Origin of the sequence: Sphaerisporangium krabiense (assembly GCF_014200435.1) — a bacterium.
Classification (GTDB): Bacteria; Actinomycetota; Actinomycetes; order Streptosporangiales; family Streptosporangiaceae; genus Sphaerisporangium; species Sphaerisporangium krabiense.
The window spans coordinates 1,185,001-1,208,523 of sequence record NZ_JACHBR010000002.1 but is presented as its reverse complement, the minus strand read 5'-3'; the positions used below and the strand labels follow the sequence as shown (position 1 = coordinate 1,208,523).

Below are 23,523 nucleotides of genomic sequence, written 5' to 3'. Positions count from 1 at the left end.
CACCTAATCGCGCCGGGGGGACACGGCGGATCGCCGGCCGTCCCCGGGGGCGCGAGCGACGCCCAGGGCGTCCGTGCGGCGCAGGTCACGACCCTCGCCCCGCCCGCCGCGCCCGGCCGGTGGAGATCCACGTCACACCCGGCCCCGCGGGCGGAGCGGCGCGCCGCTACCGGCGCACGTCCGCGTAGGCGTCCAGCACGGCACGGACGGCGTCCTCCGGGCCGGGCAGGGGACGGCCCGGCGCGGCGGCGGCGAGCCGGGCGGCCAGGCCGGGCTCGGCGAGCAGCCGCCGGACGGCGTCCCGCAGGGCCCCGGCGTCGCCGGGCGGCACCAGCAGCCCGGCCTCCCCCACCATGCCGGGGACGCCGCCGACCGCGGTCGCGATGACCGGCCGTCCCGCCCGCAGCGCCTCCTGCACGATCAGCGGCTGGCCCTCCCACCTGCTGGCCATGACCAGCGAGGCGGCCGCGTCCAGCAGGTCGGCGACGTCGGCGCGGTCGCCGAGCAGCCGCACGGGCAGCCCCTCGGCGTCGATCCGCGCCTGGAGCGGCTCGCGCAGCGGCCCCTCCCCCGCGACCACGAACAGCGGGGCCGGGTCCTCGAACGGCCCGCGCGCGGCGTCCAGCAAGGTCTCCAGGCCCTTCTGCTGGGCCAGGCGCGCCACGGTGAGCAGGATCGGGCGCCGGCCCGCGCCGAGCTCGGCCCGCACCTCGGCGGGCGTCCTGCGCGGCGGAGGCAGGGGCGGCGCGGGCACGACGGCGGGGGCGACGTGGCGCGCGCCCAGGCGGGCCATGCGCTGCCCGAGGTCGGGCGAGACGACCAGCACCCGGCCGGCCCTTCCCGCCACGACGCGCTCCAGGACGTTGTAGACGGCGCCGACCGCCCCGGAGGCGGTGAGCGCGTTGTGCAGGGTGACCACCAGCCCGGCGCGCCGCCCGGGAGTCAGCGCGGCGAGCGCGCCCGCGCGCAGCCCGTGGGCGTGCACGACGTCCGCCCCCGCGGCCAGCGTCCGCAGCCGGCCGACGGCACGCAGGTCGCTCGCCGGGCGGGGCCGGTCGGAGATCGGGACCTCGGCGAAGTGGGCCACGCCGGAGAAGCCGAACGCCCGGTCGGTGCTCGCCGGACCGGCCACCACCACGCGGTGGCCCGCGGCGGCCAGCCCTCCGGCGAGCATGCGCACGTGGCGGCCGACGCCTCCCGCGCTCGTCCCCAGCACCAGCAGCACCCGCCACGCCGTCTCAGCCATCGGCGTCCCCTCTCTCCCCGCCCGCGCCCGCGGGCGCGGGGACCTTGGGCCGGCCGTCACCGGAGCCGCCGCGCCGGGCCAGCAGCCCGGCCAGGTCCTGCCGGTCGGCCAGCGCGGCGACCGCCAGGGCCGCCACCGCCGCCACGACGCCGGCCAGGGCCGCGACGCCCGCGTTCACGACCGGCCCGTGAACCCGCAGCGCGGCTGCGACCAGGTGTCCCGCGAGGAACCCCGCCGCCCCGCCGAGCACCGCGGCCGCGCCCGCGCGCCCGGCCCCCGCCAGCGCCACCCCGCCACGGGACCGGGCCACGACCGCGAGCAGCAGCGCGCCCCCGGCCGTCATGCCGATCGTGCCGCCCAGCGCGAGCCCGGCCAGCCGCCAGGGACCCGGCAGGACCACCGTGAGGACGGCCTGCGCCGCCATCGCGACCAGCCAGCCGCCGACCGTCCCGGCCGCGGCCGCCCGCCCCTGCCCGGTGGCGTACAGCACCCGGCTGAGATGGGCGATCAGCCCGTATCCGAGCAGGCCGGGCGCGAACAGCGCGATCGCCCAGGCGAGCTCCCCGGCCGGGACGGTGGCGCGCGCACCCCCGGCCAGGCCTTCCACGAAGACGGCGGCCACCGGCGCCGCGACCGCCGCCAGCACGCCCGCGGCCAGGCCGGACACGAGCAGGACGGCACGGGTGGTGCGCGCGGCCAGCGCGGCGAACCCCTCCGGGTCGCCGGCGCGGGCGGCCAGGGCGGGGAACGCGCTGGTGGCGATCGGCACGGCCAGCACCGCGTACGGCACCTGGTAGATCGCCCAGGCGAAGTTGTACCCGGCGAGCGCGCCGCCGCCGGCCCGGTGGTTGGCCAGCCATATCACCAGCGCCGTGGCCACCTGCTGGGCCACCAGGGCGGCGAGGCCCGCCAGCGCCAGGGCGCGCACCTGGCGCGCCACCCCGCCGGGGAAGCGCAGCGTGGGCCGCAACCGCAGGCCCAGCCGGGACGAGGGGCCGATCACGGTGACCACCAGGGCCAGCACCCCGAGCGTGGTCCCCACGGACAGGGCCAGCTCGGCGGGGCGCGGCAGGCCGAGCGGGTCGGCGCCCGTACCCCCGCCGAACGGCACATAGGCCAGGTAGGCCGCGATGACCACCAGGCTGGACACCAGCGGCGCCACGGCCGGGCCGACGAACCGGCGGTGGGCCTGCAGCACGCCGTACAGCACGACCGCCACCCCGTACAGCGGGATCTGCGGGGCGAACACCACGAGCATGCGGGTGGCGACGCCGGCGAACGCGCCGGGGTCGCAGCCGGGGACGTCGCCGGCGAACAGGGCGACGAGCGGGCCCGCGGCCAGCGCGGTGAGCGCGGCCAGCGGCACGAGCAGCACCACCACCCAGGTCAGCAGCGCCGAGGCGATCCGCCCTGACGTCTCGGGGTCGGGGCGGCCGTCGCGCGACGCGCCCGCGATCACCGGGACGACCATGCCGGCGAGCGCGCCGCCGGCGACGATCTCGAAGACGATGTTCGGCAGGCCGTTGGCCGTGAAGTAGGCCGTGGTCAGGCAGTTGGTGCCGACGACGCGGGCCAGGACGAGCTGCTTGGCGAAGCCGACCACGCGCGCGAGGACCGTGACGGCCCCGATCACGACGGCGGCCGCCGCGACCCCCTGGCCCGCGCGCCTGATCATCGCGGCCGGCGGCCCAGCATGTCGAGGCGGTTCAGCACGCGGTTCCCCGCGATCACCTTGGTGAAGCTGACCTTCTCCGACGCGGCGGTGAGCCCGGTCACCACGCCGAGCGCCGCCAGGCGGGCCGGACGGCCGAGGGTGGCGGCGGCGGCGAGGCCGAGCAGCGCGCCGAGGGCGTTGGCCCCCGCGTCGCCGAGCATCGCGCGCTCGCCGAGGTCCTCGGGCAGGAGGGCGACGCCCGCGCCGAGCGGCACGGCGGCCAGCGCGGCGCCCACCGGGGCGTCCTTGACCAGCGACGCGGCGAGCAGCGGGCCGCCCGCGAGCAGCCCGGCCTTGACCGCGCGCCCCGGGCGCAGGTCGAACAGGTTGGCCAGGTTCGCGCCGCCGGCGATCAGCGCGCCGTCGATCAGCGTGTCGGCCAGGCGCGCCGCGCCGCCGTGCGAGCCGGGCTTGCCGGGCAGCAGCGCGGCGGCGGCCAGGCCCGCGGCGCCGATGCCGAGGATCTTCACCGCCCCGCTGGTGACCTCTCCCCTGGCCAGCGCGGTCAGGTGGCCCTTGAAGCCCTTGGACGAGCCGGTCTCGCCCAGGTCGTCGTAGGCGCCGAGCGCGCCGCCGCCGAGCCCGGCCACGACCGCCGCGGCGCGCACCCGCGCGGGCAGGCCGGGCGCCAGGGCGGCCGCCGCGCCGGCCCCGGCCACGAACGCCGGGCCCTCCAGCAGGGTGATCGGCTCGCCGCGGTGGTTGGTGCGCGTCCAGGTCTTCTCGTCGCCGACCGGGGGGCGGCGGGTGAACGCGGCGTAGGCGGCGCGGGCGGCGACGGCGCCGATGGCGGCGCCGGCCAGGGCGCCGAGCCAGGTGCGATGGGCCACAGCGGATCCCTCTTCGTCGGGAAGCGCCCGCGCCGGGCGCGGACGCGTGGTCGTCGGGGCAGGTCAGCCGCCCGCGCCCGCCGCGGGGGTGGGCGTGGGGGGCGGGGTGGGCTCCGGGGAGGGGCCGATCGCCGCGGCGTCCGAGGCGAGGCCGTACTGCCCGGCGTCCCCCGCCACCTGCTCCCGCAGAGCGTAGACCACCGCGGCCTTGCCGAAGGCCATATCGGCGTTGTCGACCGTCGACACGTCCGAGGACGCCTCGGCGTCCGCGCGCACGGCGGCGATGACCCCGGCGGCGGTGGAGGTCGGGACGACCCCGGCCACGACGGCGCCCTCGCTCGCGGCGTCCAGGCCGGCGGCGAGCGCGACGACGGCGGCCGTCTGGGCCTCGGCCTCCTTGCCCTCGTAGGCGGCGGCGGGCGCCATGACCAGCGCCAGCGTCGCGCGCTTGCCGGGCTCGCCCTCCAGGGACACGAGCCCGTCCCGCTCGAAGCCGTCGAGGACGCCGACGGCGGCCGGGTTCTCCTTGCCCGCCTGCGTCCTGTCGGTGGTGACGATCGCGCCGGCGAGCACGGCCGCCGCCTTGTCGTACGGGGTGGCGTCGGAGGGGAAGATCGACGGGGTCGGCCCGACCGCCGTGGTGAGCTGGTCGACGGCCGTGGCCGGGCCGGTGGTGAGGTACTTCTCGGTGAGCGTCACCCGTCCGCTGATCGTGGCGCCGGCGTCGGCGAGCAGCTTGTCGACCGGCTCGCGCAGCTTGCCGTCGGCGCCGGGGGCCTCGACGACGACGACGCGCTCGCCCGCCAGCGCGCCCTGGACGAGCTGGGGCAGCCGCTCGGCGACGAAGGTGTCGCTGGCGCCGCCGCGCGTCTGCGCGAGGACGATACGGTCCTGCAGCTCGGCGTTGTTGCCGCGGAGCTGCGCGGTGACCTTCTCGGTCGAGGCGACCAGCGGCGCGTTCAGCACCGTGCTGCCGAGCACGATGCCGATCGCCAGCGCGAGGAAGATCGCGACGATGGAGACGATGTGGTAGCGAAAATCGATCACGAGAAGAGCCCGACCAACCAGAAGACGAAACCGTTCCAGGCGTCACGAAGTCCGTTCAGCCAGACCTTGCCCATCGGGGAGAACCAGAGCACCACGCTCATCGTGACGACGGCGGTGGCGACCAGGAGCAGCAGCGAGCCGATCGAGATGCGGCTGCGGTAGAGCCGGCTGACGCCCTTGGCCTCGACGAGCTTGCCGCCGACGCGCAGCCGGGTGAGGAAGGTGCTCGCCATGCCGGAGCGTCCCTTGTCCAGGAACTCCACCAGCGTGCCGTGCGTGCCGACGGCCACGATGAGGCTCGCGCCCTTCTCGTCGGCCAGGAGCATCGCGATGTCCTCGCTGGTGCCGGTCGCGGGGAACACCACGGCCGGCAGGCCGAGCTGCTGCACCCGTTCCAGGCCGGGCGCGCGGCCGTCGCGGTAGGCGTGCACGACCAGCTCGGCACCGCAGGACAGGGCCCGCTCCGACACCGAGTCGAAGTCGCCCACGATGAGGTCGGGCAGATAGCCGGCCTCGATTAGGGCGTCCGCGCCGCCGTCCACGGCGATCAGGATCGGCCGGTACTCGCGGATGTACGGACGCAGGACCGCGATGTCCTCTTTGTAGTGGTAGCCGCGCACGACCACCAGGACGTGCCTGCCGTCCATGTCGGTGCGGATGTCCGGCACGCCGACGCCGTCGATGAGCAGGTCGCGCTCGCGGCGGATGTACTCCATGGTGTTCATGGCGAAGTCTTCGATCTGGATCGACAGACCCGCCCGCGCCTCGGTCATCGCGGCGTTCACGGACTCGGCCGTCGCGGGCTCGCCCTTGCCGGCGAGCTCGTCCTCCAGATAGATCGCGCCGTCGTGCACGCGGACGACGTCGCCGTCGCGCACCCGGTCGAACAGGTCGGCTGTGGCGTTGTCGACGAGCGTGATCCCGGCGGCGAGCAGGATCTGCGGCCCGAGGTTCGGGTAGCGCCCGCTGATGCTGGAGGCCACGTTCACCACGACGGACGCGCCGCACGCGACAAGAGCCTCCGCGCTCACCCGGTCGACATCGACGTGATCGATGATCGCTATCTCTCCGGGCCTGAGACGTTTGGTCAGCCTCTTGGTCCGCCGATCGATCCTCGCCACTGCCGTCACCCCGGGAAGGTCTGACACCTTCCTGCGGCGGAGGCCCTGAACCTTCAAGGTCGGCACCTTCATCACGAACCATCCTGCCAGAGGCTGAGACCAAGACGGGCTCGCTTCACGGCGTGTCAGATTTGTCACTGGGCACGGGCAGGAGGCTTCCGTCCCCGCCCCCGCGGCCCCCGTGCTGCCGGAGGCTGCTCACTTACCCGGGTAAACAGGCGTCAATCGGCGGCCTTGTCGGCCGAGGCGATCTCCAGAAGCTCCTCGGCGTGCGCCCGCCCCAGCTCGGAGTCCTCCAGACCGGCCAGCATGCGCGACAGCTCGCGGGCGCGCGCCTCACGGTCCAGGGCGGTCACGCCGCTGCGCACCACGCTGCCGTCGCTCGCCTTCTCGACCACCAGATGCTGGTCGGCGAAGGCCGCGACCTGGGGCAGGTGGGTGACCACGATGACCTGCGCCGTCCTCGCCAGACGGGCCAGGCGCCGCCCGATCTCGACGGCCGCCTTGCCGCCCACCCCGGCGTCGACCTCGTCGAACACGAACGTCGGCACCGGGTCGGCGCCCGCGAACACGACCTCGATGGCGAGCATGACCCGGCTGAGCTCGCCCCCGGAGGCGCCCTTGTTCAACGGCAGCGCCGGAGCCCCCGGGTGGGACATCATGCGCAGCTCGATCTCGTCGGCGCCCTCCGGGCCGAACTGGCCGGCCGGCGAGACGGCCACGACCACCCGGGCGTGCGGCATGGCGAGCGCCGCCAGCTCGGCCGTGACGGCGTCGCCGAAGCGCTCGGCCGCCACGGTGCGGATGCGGGTGACCTCGCCGGCCACCTCGGTCAGGCGCGCGGCCAGCTCGTCGCGCTCGCGGGTGAGCTCGGCGATGCGGTCGTCGTCGCCCTCCAGCTCGGTGAGCCGGGCGGCGGCGTCCCTGGCCCAGGCGAGCACGGCCGCGGAGTCCTCGCCGTACTTGCGCAGCAGGCCGGTCAGCACGGCCCTGCGCTCCTGCACGGCCGCCAGCCTGGCCGGGTCGGCGTCCACCGACTCGGCGTAGGCGGCCAGTTCCGTGGCGACGTCGGAGACCAGGTAGCCCGCCTCGGCGAGCCGGTCGCCGATGCCGCCCAGCGCCGTGTCGAACCCGCGCACCGCCTCAACCGCGGCGCGGGCCTCCCCGAGCAGGGACACCGCGTCCTGCGCGCCCTGGGCGCTCGCCATCGGGTCGCCGAGCAGGGCGGTGTGCGCGGAGACCGCGGCGCTCTTCAGCGAGTCGGCGTGCGCCAGGCGCTCCTCCTCCTGCTTGAGCTCGGCCTCCTCGCCCGGCTTGGGATCGACCTTCTCGATCTCTACCAGGCCGAAGCGCAGCCGGTCCGCCTCCTCCTCGCGCTCGCGGGCCCGCGTGGTCAGCTCGTCGAGCAGCGCGCCGACCTCTTTGTGACGCTTGTAGGTCTGGGTGTAGGCACGCAGGGGCTTGACCAGGTCCTCCCCGGCGTAGCGGTCCAGGGCGGCGCGCTGGCGGCCCGGCTGGAGCAGCCGCTGCTGGTCCATCTGGCCGTGGACGGCCACGAGATCCTCGGCGAGGTAGGTGAGCGTGCCGACCGGCACCGACCGGCCGCCGAGCCAGGCCCGCGACCGGCCCTCGCCGGACACGGTGCGGGCGATGATCAGCTCGCCGTCCTCGACGTCGCCGCCCAGGTCCTCGACCTGCTGGGCCACCCGGCCGCCGGCCTCGACGACCAGCGTGCCCTCGACCGTCGCCCGGTCGGCCCCCGGCCGGACGCGCGCGGGATCGGCACGGCCGCCGAACAGCAGCCCCAGCCCGGTCACGACCATCGTCTTGCCCGCGCCGGTCTCGCCCGTCACGACGGTCAGCCCGGGTGAGAGCTTCAGGACAGCCTCATCGATCACGCCGAGGCCTTTGATCCGGACCTCATCGACCCGTGGCCGCACTGGGTCCCTCCCGCCGTATCGCCCTGCCGCCTCCCGATCGGGCACCTCGCCGACCGTATGGGGCATGGCTCGGTCACCTCTCCGTGCGGAGCCGATCCTACGCGGAAATCGCCAAGGTTTTCGATGACTACCCGCGCACATGGGCCCTACCAGGGGCGTAACCCCCACGAGTACGGGGCTGTCCACAGCCCGCCCTCGTGTCGCGGCACCCCCCTGCCCGGGCAGATCGACCCCGGCCACCAGACGGTCGCTGAACGGGGCCATCGTGGTGCCGTGGCCCTACCGGCGCGCCCGTCCCCGCCAGCCCTGCACGGGCAGGTCGAACTTGGCCACCAGACGGTCGGTGAACGGCGCGCCGGTGGTGTCGGCGCCGTGCAGGCGGGCCAGCCGCACCGGCAGCGCGTCCCTGCGCACCTCGACCCGCACGCCCGGCGGCAGGTCGAAGCGCCGCCTCCCGTCGCACCACAGCACCGCGCCCGTGCCGGGCAGGATCTCCAGGGCGATGGCCGAGCGCGGCGAGACCACCAGCGGCCGGGCGAACAGGGCGTGCGCGCTGTTCGGCACCAGCAGCAGCGCCTCGACCTCCGGCCAGACCACCGGGCCGCCCGCGGAGAAGGCGTAGGCCGTCGAGCCGGTCGGCGTGGCGCAGATCACGCCGTCGCACCCCCACCGCGACAACGGGTGACCGTCGATCTCCGCGACGACCTCCAGCATGCGGTCCCGCTTCTCGACGCTCGCCTCGTTCAGCGCCCACGTCTCGGCGAGCACCTCGCCGTTGGCGCGGACCCGAACCTCGATCGTCATCCGCTCCTCGACCGTGTAGTGGCCGTTCACGACGCGGTCCACCGCCTCGGCCAGGTCGCTCATCTCCGCCTCGGCCAGGAACCCCACGTGCCCGAGGTTCACGCCGAGCAGCGGCGTACCGGCGGGACGGGCCAGCTCGGCGGCCCGCAGCAGCGTCCCGTCGCCGCCGAGCACCATCATCACCTCGGCGTCCTCGGCGGCCGACGGCCGCGCGGGCACCACGTCCACGCCCGGGGCCGCGATCTCCTCGGCCTCCTGCTCCATGACCCGCACCGTGAAGCCCGCCTCCAGGAAGCGCTGGATCACCCTGCGGGCGCTCTCCACCGCGGGCGCGCGCCCGGTGTGCGCGGTGACCAGCACCGTACGCTTGACCGCATCCATGCTCGACTCCGCTCCTCCGGCGGGCACTTCACGCACTACCGCGAACCTTCCGCGCTCGACTCCGCTCCCCTCGCGGACATCCCGCGCACTACCGGGGACCTTCCACGCCCGGCCCCGCTCCCCCGGCCGGCACCACTCCCGCGAACCTTCCGCACTCGACCCCGCTCTCCCCCGGCCCGCGCATCACCGGGGGCCCGCCGCGTTCGGGTCCGCTCCCCCGGCGGGCGCGCCGCGCACTACTGGGGGCCTTCCGCGACGGCGCGCTCGATCTCGGCGCCGAGGTCGCCCACCCGCTCGGGCCCGGGGCCGCGCCCGAGCCAGATCAGGTACTCGACGTTGCCCGAGGGGCCCGGCAGCGGGCTCGCCGTCACGCCGCGCACCTCCAGGGACAGCGCGGACGCCGCCGCCGCGACATCGCGCACGGCGCCTGCCCGCAGCGCCGGATCACGTACGACACCGCCCGCCCCCACTCGCTCCTTGCCCACCTCGAACTGCGGCTTCACCAGCAGGACGAGATCGGCGACGGGAGCCGCGCAGGCGGCGAGCGCGGGCAGCACCAGCCGCAGGGAGATGAACGACAGGTCGCCCACCACCAGGCTCGGCGGCTCGCCCACCATGTCCGGCGTCAGGTCGCGGACGTTGACGCGCTCCATCACCGTGACCCGGTCGTCGGTGCGGAGCGACCACGCGAGCTGGCCGTACCCGACGTCCACGGCCAGGACGTGCGCCACGCCGGCGCGCAGCAGGACGTCGGTGAAGCCACCGGTCGAGGCGCCCGCGTCCAGGCAGCGCCGTCCCTCGACGGCCAGGCCGCGCGGGCCGAACGCCTCCAGGGCGCCGAGCAGCTTGTGGGCGCCACGCGACACGTAGTCGGGACCCTCGGCGGTCTCGGCCACGACGATCGCCGAGGCGGTGTCGACCTGCGTGGCCGGCTTGTCCGCCATGCGGCCGCCCACGCTCACCCGTCCACCGGTGATCAGGTCCGTCGCATGCTCCCGCGACCGCGCCAGCCCCCGCCGCACCAGCTCCCTGTCCAACCGCACCCTCCGGCTCACCGAACCCCCCACAACCCCCCACGCCCGAGGTGGTCGTCCTGCCTGCGCTCAGCGGAAGCGTCCTCGCCGCCCGCGAGATGAGCGGGGGCGCCCTGCGCCCTCTCTGAGTTCGGCTGCGTGTCGTCCCTACGCGCCGACTCGGGAGAGGTGTCGTCCGCCGACGCCAGGATCGCCTCCAGCCTGCCCAACGCCTCCTCGAACACCGGGACGTGCTCCCGCACGGGAAGGTCGCCCAAGGTGCCGAGCCTGCCCAGGGCGGCCGCCACACGCGCCTCGCCGTTCTCCGTCATCCGCCTTCACCGCCCTGCCACTTCCACCGCCGCGCATCGCGTGGCGGCCGCCTTCTCCTACGGCCAGGCCGGTGACCTGGCCGGCCGACACGTCGTGTCGAGCCTGCCATGGACGCCGTCCGCCCGCGTCCCGGCCCTCGCGGCCCACGACCTCGCCGGATCCACCCTCCGCCCGCGGCCGTCTGTCGCCGGCGGACCGTCGCCTTCTGGCCGGCCCGTGCCGCCGGCAGAGCCACGTCGCCGTGCCGGGCGCTCCGGCGTCCCCCCGGCTCGATGTCCACACCGTCGGACGGGCAAATCCACCGCCCGAGAGCGTCCATTCAGCGGTGTCGCCCTTGGTCGCGGCGCGGATTCCGGCCATTATGGTGTGCTCACGCGCGGGCGAACCACCGCCCGCGCCACCGCCGTCAGACCCTGACCGTATCGGAAGCCGCGACCAGTGCGATGCTCTTCTCTTCCAGGGCGCTCCCGCGCGCCGAATTTCGCGTAGTACTCAAGGGAGACGCTACCTTCCGTTGGTCAGAGGAGTTCGGCGCATGAGAAGGGGTAGGACGCATGGCGACCGTCGATGAGTGCCGGGCGGCGTTGGGCAAGCTCACCGAGCAGTTCGGCGAGCTGGACGACGAGGCCCGTGCCAAGCACGTGGTCGACAGGAGCCTGAGCTGCCGCATCACCGATCTGGACGTGACCTTCTACGGCAGAATCCACCAGAACGGTCTCGAACCGTTCACCGACGTGCCCCCCGACAACGGGCGGCCCGCCGAGGTCCGCATCCGCATCGCCAGCGATGACCTGCTCTCCCTGGTGAACGGCGAGCTGGACATGGGACGAGCCCTGTTCGGCGGCCGAGTGAAGATCGACGCCAGCCTCGGCGACCTCCTCCGCCTCAGAAAGCTCCTCTGACAACTCAAGCGCAGAGCGCCCCCTACCTCACCCACCCACCCACCCACCCACCACTCCAGGACACCCGGCAGGCCGCACCGCGCGGAAAGATCTCACCGTCCCATCGAACACTCGCCGTCCCGCCGAGGTGGCCCGCCGGGCAGTGAGAACCACCGGTCGACGCCTGCCGCCTCGCCGGGGTGGCCCGCCGGGCAGTGGGAACCACCCGGCGACGCCCGCCGCCTCGCCGGGCAGTGTCCCGTTCCGCCGCGTAATGCCGTCCACCGGGCGGTGTCGAGCAGAAGTCCTTCCCTGACGCCGCCACCGGCCGACATGGCCGCCCGCGCGCGGGAATCAGTCCGGCCAACGCGGACGCCTGCGAGTGGGAAACCGTCGGTCCGGATCAGCGCGCGTGCAGGGGTCAGAGGTTCAGAGCTTCTGCGGCCTGTTTGAGAGTGTCCTCGTCGGGGCGGTTCGCGGTCATGCGGGCCCAGACCGCCGCGCAGGCGACCCGCAAGCCGTCCAGGGTCTCCCCTTCCCCTGTGAGCCGTAGACGACCGTCCTCCCACCACCCAGTCCAGCCCTCCCGGGTCCACCGATCCTCTTCGCGGGCGACGGGAGCGGGCGGCTGGAGGAGTGCGGACAGGTCGGCCCCGATATGGGTCGGACGGTGCTCCGGGGGCGCGGTGAGCAGGTCCATCGGCCCCGTGACGCCCGTCAGCACGAGCAGGCTGTCCACCTCGGCGCGCGTCGCCGCCTCGATGTCGGTGTCGAGCCGATCTCCCACGATCAACGGCCGCTCGGCCCCGGTCCGCAGCATCGACTCCCGGTGCAGGGGAGGCTCGGGTTTCCCCGCCACCACGGGGTCCACGCCGGTCGCGGTGGCGATCACCCGCGTCATCGCGCCGTTGCCCGGAAGCTCCCCGCGGTTCGTCGGCATGGTCGTGTCACCGTTGGCGGCCACGAACCACGCCCCCTGCCGCACGGCGAGCGCCCCCTCCCCCAGAAGTCCATACGAAAGATCCGGTGAGATGCCTTGCACAACCGCGACGGGCTCCTCGGCCGCCGTCGTCACCGGCCGAAGGCCCTGCGCCCGTACCGCCGTCCGCAAGCCCATTCCCCCGACCACGAGCACGGCCGACCCCGCGGGCACCCGCTCGGCGATCAACCGCGCCGCGGCCTGCGAGGAGGTCACCACGTCGTCAGGCGTCGCGGGCGCGCCCAGCGAGGCCAGGTGCGCGGCGATCGCGGCCGGGGTACGTGACGCGTTGTTGGTGACGTACGCCAGCCGCACGCCGGCGTCACGCGCACGAACCAGCGCCTCCGGAGCCCCCGGCACCGCATGCCGCCCCAAGTAGACGACCCCGTCAAGATCAAGCAACAACGTGTCATAAGACCCGATCAACACAGACTCCACGCCCCCACTATCTCCGAACCCCCACTCCGACCACACTGCGGCCACCGCGCTATCCCCCACACCGACCACACTGCGGCCACCGCGCTATCCTCCACACACCGCCGACCCACGGCCTCTACCTATGAGCGACCACCACAGACCTCACCTCTCGCCCCGCCCACCAGTGGACGGCGCGAGAGTGCAGCCGAAATCTCAAGTGCAGCGCCAGGCACCACCCGCAGCCTGGCCGCCGCGGTGGTACGTGGCTCGGTGGGGCAGCCATGTACCCGCTCTGGGAGTCGCGGGTCAGGTCGGGGAACGGCTTTTACGCGCCTCTCGCTCTTAGGGTGGCTCTTACCTGTTTCAGGGCGGAGACGTAGTCGCGGAGGTCGGGGCGCATGGCCACCGCGATGGCCAGCGGCTCCTGGGCGGCCTCCATGTCGCCGGTGCGCCACAGGGACATGCCGAGGCCGAAGTACGCGTAGTCCTCAGTAGGGTTGGCCGCGACGATCCAGCGGAAGCTGTCGGCCGCGTCCTCGTAGCGACGGGAGTTGAACTGCGCCCTCGCGAGGGCCTCGCGAATACTGCGGGATTCGGGCTCGGCGTCGGCCGCCCGCGCGAGGATCGCCGCCGCCGCCGCGGGACTGCCGTCCTTCAGCAGCTTGACCCCTCGCTGGAACCACTCGTAGACATCACCTGCGGGAGCGCTCGGCTCGTTGCCGGGGGACTCAGACCGGCCGCTTCCTCCCTGCGTCATTTTCTCGAAGCCTCCTTCAGGCGACCTGTCATTACCGGCTTTCCAGGGAGCCGGGCAACGCAATCGATGTCGGGGCGGTCTCTGAGCGACCAAGAACCTTATGGCACCATGCCCGGTATGGCGATTTCTGAACTGCCGTCGCCGGACGGACTGGTCCTGCGGCCATTCCGCGGCGTGCGATTCGCCGTCGATGATTTGGCCGCCGTCACCTCCCCCCCGTACGACCTGATCACGCGGGAAGACGTGCGGCCCCTTCTTGACGTTCACTCGAACAACGTCGTGCGGCTTATCCTTCCCGGCACGGACCAGCAGCGGTACGGCGAGGCCCGCGAGACCCTGCTCGCGTGGCTGCGATCCGGCGTGCTCGCGGTGGACGAGGCCCCGGCCGTGTACGTGTACGAACAGAGCGGGCCCGGCCTCCTGCTGCGCGGCCTCATCGGCGACCTCGCCCTCTCCGACCCCACGGACGGGATCGTGCTCCCCCACGAGGACGTGATGCCCGGCACGGTCGCCGACAGGCTCGCCCTCATGAGAACGACCGAGAGCAACCTCGAACCGATCTTCCTCCTCTACGACGGCGACAGCGCCACCCCAGAGCACAACGTCGACCAGGTCAGCCCCGAACACCTCACCATCGACCGCCCCGCCGCCACCCGCCCCGTCATCGGCCAGGGAGGTCTCGGGGGTGGGGCCTTGGCACGGCTCGTCGCGGAGACCGCCGCACGTCCGCCGCTGGTGGACGTCCGTACCGACGACGGCATCGACCATCGCCTCTGGGCCCTCACGGACCCCGCCGACCTGGCGGTCGTCGCCACCGGGCTGCGTCCGCACAAAGCCCTGATCGCCGACGGTCATCACCGGTACGCGACCTACCTGGCGCTCCAGCGCGACTACCACGCCCAGGGGCGCGGCGCCGGGCCGTGGGACTACGGTCTCGCCCTGCTGGTCGACTCCACGGCCTACCCGCCGCAACTGAAGGCGATTCACCGGGTCATCCCCGGGCTGCCCTTGAAGGAGGCGGCGGCGCGCGCCAAAGGCTCCTGGCAGGTGCACGAACATGCCCGCCTGGAGGACGCCCTGGCGGCCCTGGCCACGGCGGAGGGGCCGGCCTTCGTGCTGGCGGGCGCCGGGCCGAGCCACCTTCTCACCGACCCCGACCCCGTACAGGTCGCCCACGCCATGCCCCCGTCGCGATCGGCTCGCTGGAAGTCGCTGAGCACGTCCATCTTGTCTGAATTCCTCCTTCCGAAGGTCTGGGGCCTGCACGACGACGAGCGAACCGTGCGCATCGTCCACCACGACCCCCTGCTCGCCGCCCAGATGGCCCGCCGGGAATCGGGGACCGCCGTGATCGTGCCCTCGCTCACCGTCGAGGACGTGTACGCCATCGCCGCCGTAGGCGAACGGGTGCCCCGCAAGTCCACGTCATTCGGCCCCAAGCCCCGTACCGGGTTGATCCTCCGCACCTTCGCCACGGACTGATCCCTCCCCGGCCCCCGACATCACGCCCTGACCCGCCCCCACCTCGACCGCCACCGGCAGCGGCGCCAACGAGCCGGCCACGCCACGCGAGGCCACCGCACGGGCGGACGCCGCGGGGACGAAGGGGGCGGGGACGGACGCCTTTCCAGGCCCTGCGGAAATGGGCGTTGGGGGCCTGGCTGTGAGAGGCGCCACGGCAGGCGGCAGGAGACCCACGGGCGTAGTCCCGGGCGCTGCGGGCCCGGACTCAGCCCTTGCGCCGACTCCCGCGGTCGTTCTCCGCGAGGTCGGGGCCTGTTCGAGCCTTCGGGCCCGATGGACCTCGACCTCGTAGGTGCTCGCGCCGATCCCCGAGGTCCCGCGGAAACGGTGATGCAGGGCTCCCTCGACGCTGACGACGTCGTTCACCTCCCAATGGGTCACGACGGCCGACACCTCGCAGTCGAAGGCCACGCAGGCGATGCCGTCGGATTTCTTGTTGCTCGGATGCCCGGCGGGCCGCCGGACGGCTAGCCCCCAGCTCGTCACCCGGTCGCCACTGGGCAGTTCTCTCATGGTGGGAACCCTGGACACGCGCCCCACCAACGTGACCATGTTGCGGTGCGGAATCGCTTCCATCGGAATGCCCCCTCGATTTGGCCGGATCGGTTCGGGCACCATTCTTCGGACCGCGGACGACACGCATGACGGCCGAGCGTCGTTCTGTGGAAAACTCGATGTCCCCATACTCGACATATCCCGCTAATAGCAGAAAAGTCGTCGAAACCACCGCACTACAGCGGCCGAATGACCTCCATCTACGATTCCCCCTCCCAGTGACACTGAGCAGGCTCGGGAAAGAAATCGGATTAGAGCGTACGAACCAACACATCAGCCCACCCCGAGCACGGGGGCGGTCCCGCGAACCGGCATGGGCCCCGTCCGAGGCGTGCCCTACGCTCGTGAACGGACCACGCCCGACCCGTCGGCCTGCAAGGGAGTGACCTGTGGACAACGTGACGCCGCTCGGCGGTGACGTCTACGAGATCGACACGCGGATGGCCGGATACTCCGGGATCACCGCCGGCTACCTGATCCTCGGCGACCGTCCCTGCCTGGTCGAGACCGGCACCTCGACCTCCGCGCCCGTGGTCCGCGACGCGCTCACGTCCCTCGGCGTCGGCCCGAACGACCTCGCCACGGTCGTGGTCACCCACATCCACCTGGACCACGCCGGAGGCGTCGGCGACATCGCCGGCCACTACCCGTCCGCGGAGATCGTCGTCCACGAGAAGGGCGCGCGGCACCTCGCCGACCCCTCCCGTCTGATGGCCAGCGCGCGCATGGTCTGGGGCGACCAGCTCGACCGGCTCTTCGGCCGCCTGGCCCCGACGGACGCGGCCCGCATCCGCACCCTCGGCGACACCGGGTCGATCGACCTCGGCGGCGGCAGGACCCTCTCCGGCCACCACTCCCCCGGCCACGCCAAGCACCACGTGGGCCTGCTGGACTCCTTCACCGGAGACCTGTACGTGGGCGACGCCGCCGGCGTCTACCTGCCCGAGACCGGCGACCTGCGCCCCGCTACGCCTCCACCGGACTTCGACCTCCAGACGGCGCTGAACTCCGTCGCGCTGTTCGGCGAGCTCGGCCCCCAGCGGCTGCTTTTCAGCCACTATGGGCCGGTCACCGACGTCGCCGCGACGCTGGAGCGGTCAGCCGAGGAACTCCGCATCTGGGTCGATCTCACTACGCAAGCCCACACGGCGGGCATGGACCTCGACCACGCCGTCGCGATGGTCCGGGACAGGACGCGCGAGCGTTATGCCGCCCTGAGCGCCGAGAACGAGGAAACGGCCGAGCGGTTCGAACTGCTCAGCGGCGCGCCGTCGAACGTGGCGGGAATCATGCACTGGCTGGAGCGCACCCACCCGGACGCCACGTGAGCGCGCCGCGAATAAGGACTGCTTAAACACCCACGCCGCACTCGAATTCGCATGGGCGCGCATAAAAACGACGTGACAGGGGAATGACGAACGGTGGGCGCCGCGCGCCTTCACGCTAGGCGGCGCCCACCAACTCTCTTACCAGGCCTTTCAGGCCTTCCGCTTGCCCTGCTCGTCCGCGGCGGGAATATCGCGGTCGTCCAGGGCGTCCTCCGGGTCGCCGGGGTCCACGTCGCCGAAATCAGGCTCGATGAACGCCGGAGCCATGCCCGGCTCCAACCCCGAGATCTTCGTCTCGGTCCTGACCACCGGGGACGAGCCCGCGGCGCCGGCCGTCCGGCCGCCAGGAACGTCCCCGGCCTTGTCACCGGAGGCGCCCGGGGCGTCATCCTCGGAGGAACCGGCCGGTTCGGGGCTGAGGACATCGCCGACGACACTCGGACCGGACGGCGACCCGGCCTCAGGCGCGCCCTCGCCGGCGTCCCGCTCGGCCGTGGCGGAGGCCTCATCGGCCCGGCCCGGCCCCGCGTCCGCCGCCTCGCCGCCCGGCGCCGGCGTCACGCCGGAAGCGTCCTCGCCGAGCGCCTTGGGCTCCTCGACGTCGTCGCCAAGGTCTTCCTCCACCTCGACGTCCTCGGCAGCGTCGAGGACGTCGGCTGGGGCGGCGGCGTCCCGCTCTCCCTCATCAGTGGCCTGGCCCAGGTCACCGAAGTCGGCGAAGTCGAGCTCGTCCAGGTCCTCGTCGTCGAGCTCCTCGACGTCCTCGATCACCGCGCCGGTCAGCTCGGCGTACCGCTCGGCGGCGTCCGTCTCACCGTCCTCGTCGAACGTCATCGCCCGCTCGAACCAGTCGGTCGCCGCCTCGATGTGACCGGCTTGGGCGAGAGCGTCCGCGTACGCGAACGTCAGGCGAGCCGACCACGGATGGGGCTCCTGCACGCGCAGCTCGGGCAGTCGCTGCAACGTGATCACGGCGGCGTCGTGCTGCCCGAGATCCCGCCGTGCCCCGGATTCGACGATGGCCAGTTCGATGCGTCCCCCCCGGTCGAGGCGCTCGGCCTCAGGGGAGCGGACCAGGTCGAGCGCGCGCTCCGGCCTGCCGAGGCCGCGCTCGCAGTCCGCCATGATCGGCAGGAAGGCGTCCGAGCCGGTCAGGCGCCGCGCCGCCCGCAGATCGCTGAGAGCCTCCGCGTACTGCCCGGCACGGTAGGCGGCCAGCCCCACGGCCTCACGGACGACGCCGATCCGCGCCGCGAACCTGCGTGCCACCTTCGCGTGCTCGTAGGCCAGCGCCGGATCGTCATCGCCCAGCGCCCGCTCGGCGGCGACCAGATGGCTCGCGATCTTGTCCGCGAGGTCGTTCGGCAGCGAACGCAGCTCGTCGCGGATCTCCTTGTCCAGCTCGTCGGGAGTGATGTCCGCGGCCAGCTCGGGGATCGGCGCGTGCTCCACCGTGCTCGTGCCGCGCGGCGTCTCGCGCTCGAAGGGACGGCCACGCTCACGACCGTACCGGGCACGGGTGCCCCCGCCCTCGGACGGCGACCCCTGCGAATCGTCCGCGCGCTCACGGGAGTGAGTGGGGCGATCGTCGCCGAACGCCCGGCCGCCGCGCGGCCCGCGCTCGTCCCGCGCCTCGCGGCCCTCGCGGCTGAACGGACGTGGCCCCGCCCCACGGCGGTCGTCACGCTCGAAGCGCCCGCCGCGGTCGTCCCGTCCGCGCGGACGGTCGTCACGGCGGTAGGCGGGGCGGTCACCATAGCCGCCACGATCTCCGCCGCCGGTCCGCTCGTCGCGGCCCTCGCGGCCGAACGGACGCGCGCCCAGGCCCCCGCGGTCCTCACGCTCGAAGGAACGGCCCCCGCGGCCCTCGCCGCGATCGGACGCCCGGTCACCACCGGCGAACCGGCCCGCCGAGCCACCACGCCCTCCACGATCGGACCCACCACGATCCTCACGGTCGAAGGTACGGCCCTCGCGGCCGAAGCGGTCATCCCGCCGGTCGTCCCGCTGGAACTGGCGGCGACCGCCCGGAGCGCCACGATCGTCACGGCCCTGGCGGCCCTCGCCGGAGGCCCCGCGGTCATCGCGGTAACGGGTGTCCCGGTCGCCGCGCTCCCCACGGTCGTAGGGGCGGCGGCCCGCGTCATCGCCACGCTCCCCACGGTCGTAAGGGCGGCGGCCCGCGTCATCGCCACGCCCTTCCCGGCCGAACGGGCGCGGACCGAACCCGCCCCTGCGGTCGTCCTTCTGGAACGGCCTGCCGCCACCACGGTCGTCCGACCGATAGGGACGTCCGCCACGCTCATCCGGGCGACCGGCACCACGCTCGCCCGAGCGGTACGCCCCGCGGTCGTCCGAACCGCGAGAACCCCCCTCACGGCCACCCGACCGGTAGCCGCCGCCCTCACCGGACCGGTAGGAACGCCCCTCACGGTCGCCCGACCGGTAGGCATCGCCCGACCCGTAGGGACGACCTCCACGGTCGCCCGACCGGTAGCCGCCGCCCTCACCGGATCCATAAGAACGACCCTCGCGGTCACCAGGCCGGTGCGCGCCGCGGTCCTCGGACCGATACGGGCGTCCGCCACGGTCGTCGCCGCGATAGGACGGTCGTGCGCCCCGGTCGTCCGACCGGAAGGGCCGTCCGCCACGGTCGTCACGATCACGCCAGCCGGAGCCGCCCCCGGCCTGGCCGCCTTCGCGCCGGTCTCCGTACCGGGAACCGGACCGGCCTTCGTCGCGACCTCGCCGATCGTCGTACGACCCGCGGCCGAAGCCACGGTCTCCCCGATCGTCGCGCGACCGGCCGTAGCCTCCGCCCTGCTGCTCACGGTCATTGGGGCGTCCGCCTCGGTCGGAGAATCGGCCGGGGCGCTCACTTCGCGCGTCACGTCCGGCCCCGCCACCGGGGCCGGCGGCGCGCCCTTCACGGCCATACGGCCGATCTTCACCCCCGCCGCGCTGGAACGTGCGGCCTCCTCGGGGGTCACGGTCGCGGGACCCATAGGCACCGGCGGGACGCCCTTCGCGGCGCTCGCCGTAACGGGGGCCGTCGCCGGGACGCCCCTCCCGGCGCTCGCCGGTGCGATCCCGGTCAGCGGGGCGGCCCTCCCGGCCTTCCCCGCGGTCGCCGCGGAACCCGCCGGGACGCTCTTCCCGCCGGTTCGCGCCGTCGTCGGGACGGCCTGAGTCCTCACGTCCGTTATCTCTGTTCACTTCTGTCCTTCGTCACTCGCTGACCACGTACGCCGTGATCTGCGCTCGTCCGTCGCGCCGACCGTGTGCGGAGGGGACGGTCCATCCGGCCGCGGGACACAGGCCCGTTCGCGCTCTGTCGCCGCTCGCCCGCCATGGGCGCCTTACGCGACGAAGGCCACCCAAGGTGGGGTGGCCCAGCACTCCCCAGCCTAGCAAGCCACCAAACCCCCCGAGCCGCATAACACCCCAACCCTCATCCCCCCAAACCACCCGACAACACCAGCAAACACCCCCACCCCGAACCCCTCAGCGCATTTCCCCTCAAGCTTCGTGACCACTACCGCTTCAGGGTCCGCCCTCACTCTGCCCCGGCTCTGACGCGCCCTTCCCTGTTCCTGCTGCGTGCGCTTCTTGGCGCCGCGTCGCCGGGATGCAGATCAGCGGGGCCCGGCGCCCCCAACGGCGGCCGGCCGACCGCCCTTCTGCGGTACGCGCCAGGCATGGAACGCGCGTCAGCGCATGGGAAACACAGCCCAAGCCGAAGGCGAGGCCCATTCCCGGGCGCAGCACCGCTCTCGGGCCACAGCACCGCTCTCGGGCGCAGCACCGCTCTCGGGCACAGCACCGCTCTCGGGCCACAGCACCGCTCTCGGGCACAGCACCGCATGGCTCCTCCCGGAGGTCTACGTCCTACCTTGCCCGGAGCAGCTCGGGCGCATCTCTCCTGAAGCTTGGTGCCCGCTACCGCTTCACGGTCCGCGTTCATTCCACCCCGCGCCCTGACCTTCCCCACCCTTGGCACCGCACGCTTCGCCATCCCTGGCACCGCACGCTTCCCCATCCCCACCCCTGGCACGCTTCTGCAGCCCTCGCGTGGTCTCTCCCCGTTGGTCTCTCCCGTTCCTGGTGCGCGCTCTTCTTGGCGCCGCGTCGGCGGGACGCAGGTCGGCGGAGCCCGGCGCCCACAACGGCGCCAAACCGGCCGATCTTCTGCGGTACGCGGTGCGAGAGAAATGCGCGTCAGCGCCAGAGAACACAGCCCGAGCCGCAGGCGAGGCCCATTCCGTGGCGTGCCTCAGCGTTCGTGCTTTCGCGAGGAGGCGGGCCGGTGCCGGCAGGGATGGGGGGGCCGCCGTAGTAGGCGCCGGGATTCGCCGACCTGCGTCCCGCCGCCGCGGCGCCCTTGATGGGTCCCATCGTGGCGGAGCGAGAGGTTCCGGAGGTCGTGGCAGGGATGCGCGAAGGTCCCCAGGAGTTGTTGTCAGGCGTCACGGGTCGATCGGGGTGCGCGGTAGCGCCCAGAGAACACAGCCCGAGCCGCAGGCGAGGCCCATATCCCGGCGCAGCCCCACGCCCACTTCCTAATCCCGGCGCAGCCCCACGCCCACTTCCTAAGCGAAGCCCGGCGTTGACTCCCGCTCCTTGGTCTAGCTCATCGTTCTGCTCCGACATCAGCACTGGCATGCGCGACTTCAGTCCTGGTGCATACCGTTTCTCAGGCGCCGCGTCGGCAGGACGTAGGTCGGTGGAGCCCGGCGCCCATAGCGGCGGCCGGCCAGCCGGTTCGCCTGTGGTAAGCGCCTAGCGAGGAATGCGCGTCAGCGCCAGAGAACACAGCCCGAGCCGGAGGCGAGGCCCATACCCCGGGCGCAGCTCCGCGGTCGTTTTCTCCGCGGGGCCCGGCACTAGGCGCCGTCTCGGCATGGCCGTGCCGCTACGGAAGCCGGCGGGGGAAAAGAGTCCTGGAAATGCAGGAAGGGCCACCCCGGAGCCCTGCGGCTCCTGGATGGCCCTTCCTGCTATTCGAAAAATTGTCCGGCGGTGTCCTACTCTCCCACACCGTCCCCGGTGCAGTACCATCGGCGCTGGAAAGCTTAACTTCCGGGTTCGGAATGTAACCGGGTGTTTCCCTTCCGCTAAAACCGCCGTAACCCCGTGAAACAACCAACCGAGCACACCACCCTGCCAACCACCCCACACACGCACCCAGAGGTGCATGCCTGCGATGTTGGTATCGGTGTGGGTCTCAGGTTTGATGTCTCTGAGATCACACAGTGGACGCGAGCACCACCCGCGCAGCGGGTGTTGTTGCTTTGTGGTCAAGTCCTCGGCCTATTAGTACCGGTCAGCTCCACACCTTACGATGCTTCCACACCCGGCCTATCAACCCAGTCGTCACCTGGGAGCCTTACCCCCCTCACAGGGGTGGGAGACCTCATCTCAAGGCAGGCTTCCCGCTTAGATGCCTTCAGCGGTTATCCCTCCCGAACGTAGCCAACCAGCCATGCCCTTGGCAGAACAACTGGCACACCAGAGGTTCGTCCGTCCCGGTCCTCTCGTACTAGGGACAGCCCCCTTCAAGTCTCCTGCGCGCGCAGCGGATAGGGACCGAACTGTCTCGCGACGTTCTAAACCCAGCTCGCGTACCGCTTTAATGGGCGAACAGCCCAACCCTTGGGACCTACTCCAGCCCCAGGATGCGACGAGCCGACATCGAGGTGCCAAACCATCCCGTCGATATGGACTCTTGGGGAAGATCAGCCTGTTATCCCCGGGGTACCTTTTAGCCGTTGAGCGACGGCGCTTCCACAAGCCACCGCCGGATCACTAGTCCCAGCTTTCGCTCCTGCTCGACCCGTCGGTCTCACAGTCAAGCTCCCTTGTGCACTTACACTCGCCACCTGATTGCCAACCAGGCTGAGGGAACCTTTGGGCGCCTCCGTTACCCTTTAGGAGGCAACCGCCCCAGTTAAACTACCCACCAGACACTGTCCCCCACCCGGATCCACGGGCGCGGGTTAGACATCCAAAACGACCAGAGTGGTATTTCACCAATGACTCCACCCGAACTAGCGTCCGAGCTTCACCGTCTCCCACCTATCCTACACAAGCCGTCCCAAACACCAATGTCAAGCTGTAGTGAAGGTCCCGGGGTCTTTCCGTCCTGCTGCGCGTAACGAGCATCTTTACTCGTAGTGCAATTTCGCCGGGTCTGCGGTTGAGACAGCGGGGAAGTCGTTACGCCATTCGTGCAGGTCGGAACTTACCCGACAAGGAATTTCGCTACCTTAGGATGGTTATAGTTACCACCGCCGTTTACCGGCGCTTAAGTTCTCACCTTCGCCTGCGTTACCACAAGCTAAGCGGTCCCCTTAACGTTCCGGCACCGGGCAGGCGTCAGTCCGTATACATCGTCTTACGACTTCGCACGGACCTGTGTTTTTAGTAAACAGTCGCTTCCCCCTGGCCACTGCGACCCCCACCAGCTCCGGACGCACGGTCCATCACCAGCGAAGGCCCCCCTTCTCCCGAAGTTACGGGGGCAATTTGCCGAGTTCCTTAACCACAGTTCACCCGATCGCCTCGGTATTCTCTACCTGACCACCTGAGTCGGTTTAGGGTACGGGCCGCCGGCACACTCACTAGAGGCTTTTCTCGGCAGCATGGGATCACCC

17 protein-coding genes and 2 rRNA genes (1 of these 19 only partly in view) are annotated in these 23,523 nt (G+C 72.5%); 4 read left to right on the top strand and 15 right to left on the bottom strand.

Annotated elements, in window-relative coordinates; genetic code table 11:
- Window positions 1-166 precede the first annotated feature (166 nt).
- The 9 genes from BJ981_RS33235 to BJ981_RS33195 form a co-directional block, all read right to left on the bottom strand.
- On the bottom strand, window positions 167-1,246 hold the full coding sequence (locus tag BJ981_RS33235; protein WP_184617313.1) for a glycosyltransferase family 4 protein: 1,080 nt from the start codon (window positions 1,244-1,246) through the stop codon (window positions 167-169).
- Window positions 1,239-2,921 carry a murein biosynthesis integral membrane protein MurJ gene (gene murJ / locus BJ981_RS33230; RefSeq protein WP_184617312.1) on the bottom strand — a complete coding sequence of 561 codons (1,683 nt, stop codon included), beginning with the start codon at window positions 2,919-2,921 and terminating at the stop codon, window positions 1,239-1,241. Before murJ ends, BJ981_RS33235 begins: the two co-directional genes overlap by 8 nt.
- Entirely contained in the window at window positions 2,918-3,790 is an 873-nt protein-coding gene (locus BJ981_RS33225) for a hypothetical protein (RefSeq protein ID WP_184617311.1), read from the bottom strand. Before BJ981_RS33225 ends, murJ begins: the two co-directional genes overlap by 4 nt.
- A gap of 63 nt (window positions 3,791-3,853) precedes the next feature.
- On the bottom strand, window positions 3,854-4,837 hold the full coding sequence (locus tag BJ981_RS33220) for a copper transporter (protein ID WP_184617310.1): 984 nt from the start codon (window positions 4,835-4,837) through the stop codon (window positions 3,854-3,856).
- Entirely contained in the window at window positions 4,834-6,030 is a 1,197-nt protein-coding gene (gene steA / locus BJ981_RS33215; RefSeq protein WP_184617740.1) for a putative cytokinetic ring protein SteA, read from the bottom strand. The genes BJ981_RS33220 and steA overlap by 4 nt, the downstream gene beginning before the upstream one ends.
- Before the next feature lie 149 nt (window positions 6,031-6,179).
- A complete protein-coding gene (recN, locus tag BJ981_RS33210) occupies window positions 6,180-7,898 on the bottom strand; it encodes a DNA repair protein RecN (RefSeq protein ID WP_311745935.1) in 1,719 nt (572 codons plus the stop codon).
- A gap of 279 nt (window positions 7,899-8,177) precedes the next feature.
- Window positions 8,178-9,083: an NAD kinase gene (locus BJ981_RS33205; protein WP_184617308.1), complete on the bottom strand. Its 906-nt coding sequence runs from the start codon at window positions 9,081-9,083 to the stop codon at window positions 8,178-8,180.
- Window positions 9,084-9,319: 236 nt separating this feature from the next.
- Window positions 9,320-10,138 (bottom strand): TlyA family RNA methyltransferase, encoded by an 819-nt coding sequence (locus tag BJ981_RS33200; protein WP_184617307.1) that lies wholly within the window; start codon window positions 10,136-10,138, stop codon window positions 9,320-9,322.
- Window positions 10,135-10,428, bottom strand: a complete 294-nt coding sequence (locus tag BJ981_RS33195) for a hypothetical protein (RefSeq protein WP_184617306.1) — start codon at window positions 10,426-10,428, stop codon at window positions 10,135-10,137. Before BJ981_RS33195 ends, BJ981_RS33200 begins: the two co-directional genes overlap by 4 nt.
- 555 nt (window positions 10,429-10,983) lie before the next feature.
- On the opposite strand from BJ981_RS33195, the gene BJ981_RS33190 reads away from it, so the two are divergent.
- On the top strand, window positions 10,984-11,331 hold the full coding sequence (locus tag BJ981_RS33190; RefSeq protein WP_184617305.1) for an SCP2 sterol-binding domain-containing protein: 348 nt from the start codon (window positions 10,984-10,986) through the stop codon (window positions 11,329-11,331).
- Window positions 11,332-11,731: 400 nt separating this feature from the next.
- Here the strand turns inward: BJ981_RS33190 and BJ981_RS33185 are convergent, their stop codons facing one another.
- Entirely contained in the window at window positions 11,732-12,691 is a 960-nt protein-coding gene (locus BJ981_RS33185; protein ID WP_239139639.1) for an HAD-IIA family hydrolase, read from the bottom strand.
- 340 nt (window positions 12,692-13,031) lie between these two features.
- Window positions 13,032-13,463 (bottom strand): tetratricopeptide repeat protein, encoded by a 432-nt coding sequence (locus BJ981_RS33180; protein WP_184617304.1) that lies wholly within the window; start codon window positions 13,461-13,463, stop codon window positions 13,032-13,034.
- 117 nt (window positions 13,464-13,580) lie between these two features.
- On the opposite strand from BJ981_RS33180, the gene BJ981_RS33175 reads away from it, so the two are divergent.
- Entirely contained in the window at window positions 13,581-14,945 is a 1,365-nt protein-coding gene (locus BJ981_RS33175) for a DUF1015 family protein (protein ID WP_239139638.1), read from the top strand.
- On the opposite strand, the gene BJ981_RS39730 is transcribed toward BJ981_RS33175, so the two are convergent.
- Window positions 14,889-15,539 (bottom strand): single-stranded DNA-binding protein, encoded by a 651-nt coding sequence (locus BJ981_RS39730; RefSeq protein WP_372437023.1) that lies wholly within the window; start codon window positions 15,537-15,539, stop codon window positions 14,889-14,891. The genes BJ981_RS33175 and BJ981_RS39730 overlap by 57 nt on opposite strands.
- Before the next feature lie 392 nt (window positions 15,540-15,931).
- Between BJ981_RS39730 and BJ981_RS33165 the strand changes: the two genes are divergently transcribed.
- Window positions 15,932-16,870 carry an MBL fold metallo-hydrolase gene (locus tag BJ981_RS33165; protein ID WP_239139637.1) on the top strand — a complete coding sequence of 313 codons (939 nt, stop codon included), beginning with the start codon at window positions 15,932-15,934 and terminating at the stop codon, window positions 16,868-16,870.
- 150 nt (window positions 16,871-17,020) lie between these two features.
- On the opposite strand, the gene BJ981_RS33160 is transcribed toward BJ981_RS33165, so the two are convergent.
- Window positions 17,021-18,322, bottom strand: a complete 1,302-nt coding sequence (locus BJ981_RS33160; RefSeq protein ID WP_184617301.1) for a tetratricopeptide repeat protein — start codon at window positions 18,320-18,322, stop codon at window positions 17,021-17,023.
- Window positions 18,323-18,442: 120 nt separating this feature from the next.
- On the opposite strand from BJ981_RS33160, the gene BJ981_RS33155 reads away from it, so the two are divergent.
- Window positions 18,443-20,059 (top strand): hypothetical protein, encoded by a 1,617-nt coding sequence (locus BJ981_RS33155; protein ID WP_184617300.1) that lies wholly within the window; start codon window positions 18,443-18,445, stop codon window positions 20,057-20,059.
- 1,822 nt (window positions 20,060-21,881) lie between these two features.
- On the opposite strand, the gene rrf is transcribed toward BJ981_RS33155, so the two are convergent.
- Window positions 21,882-21,998 (bottom strand): 5S ribosomal RNA (gene rrf / locus BJ981_RS33150).
- A gap of 165 nt (window positions 21,999-22,163) precedes the next feature.
- Window positions 22,164-23,523: ribosomal RNA gene (locus BJ981_RS33145) — 23S ribosomal RNA — on the bottom strand; it runs 1,777 nt beyond the window's last position.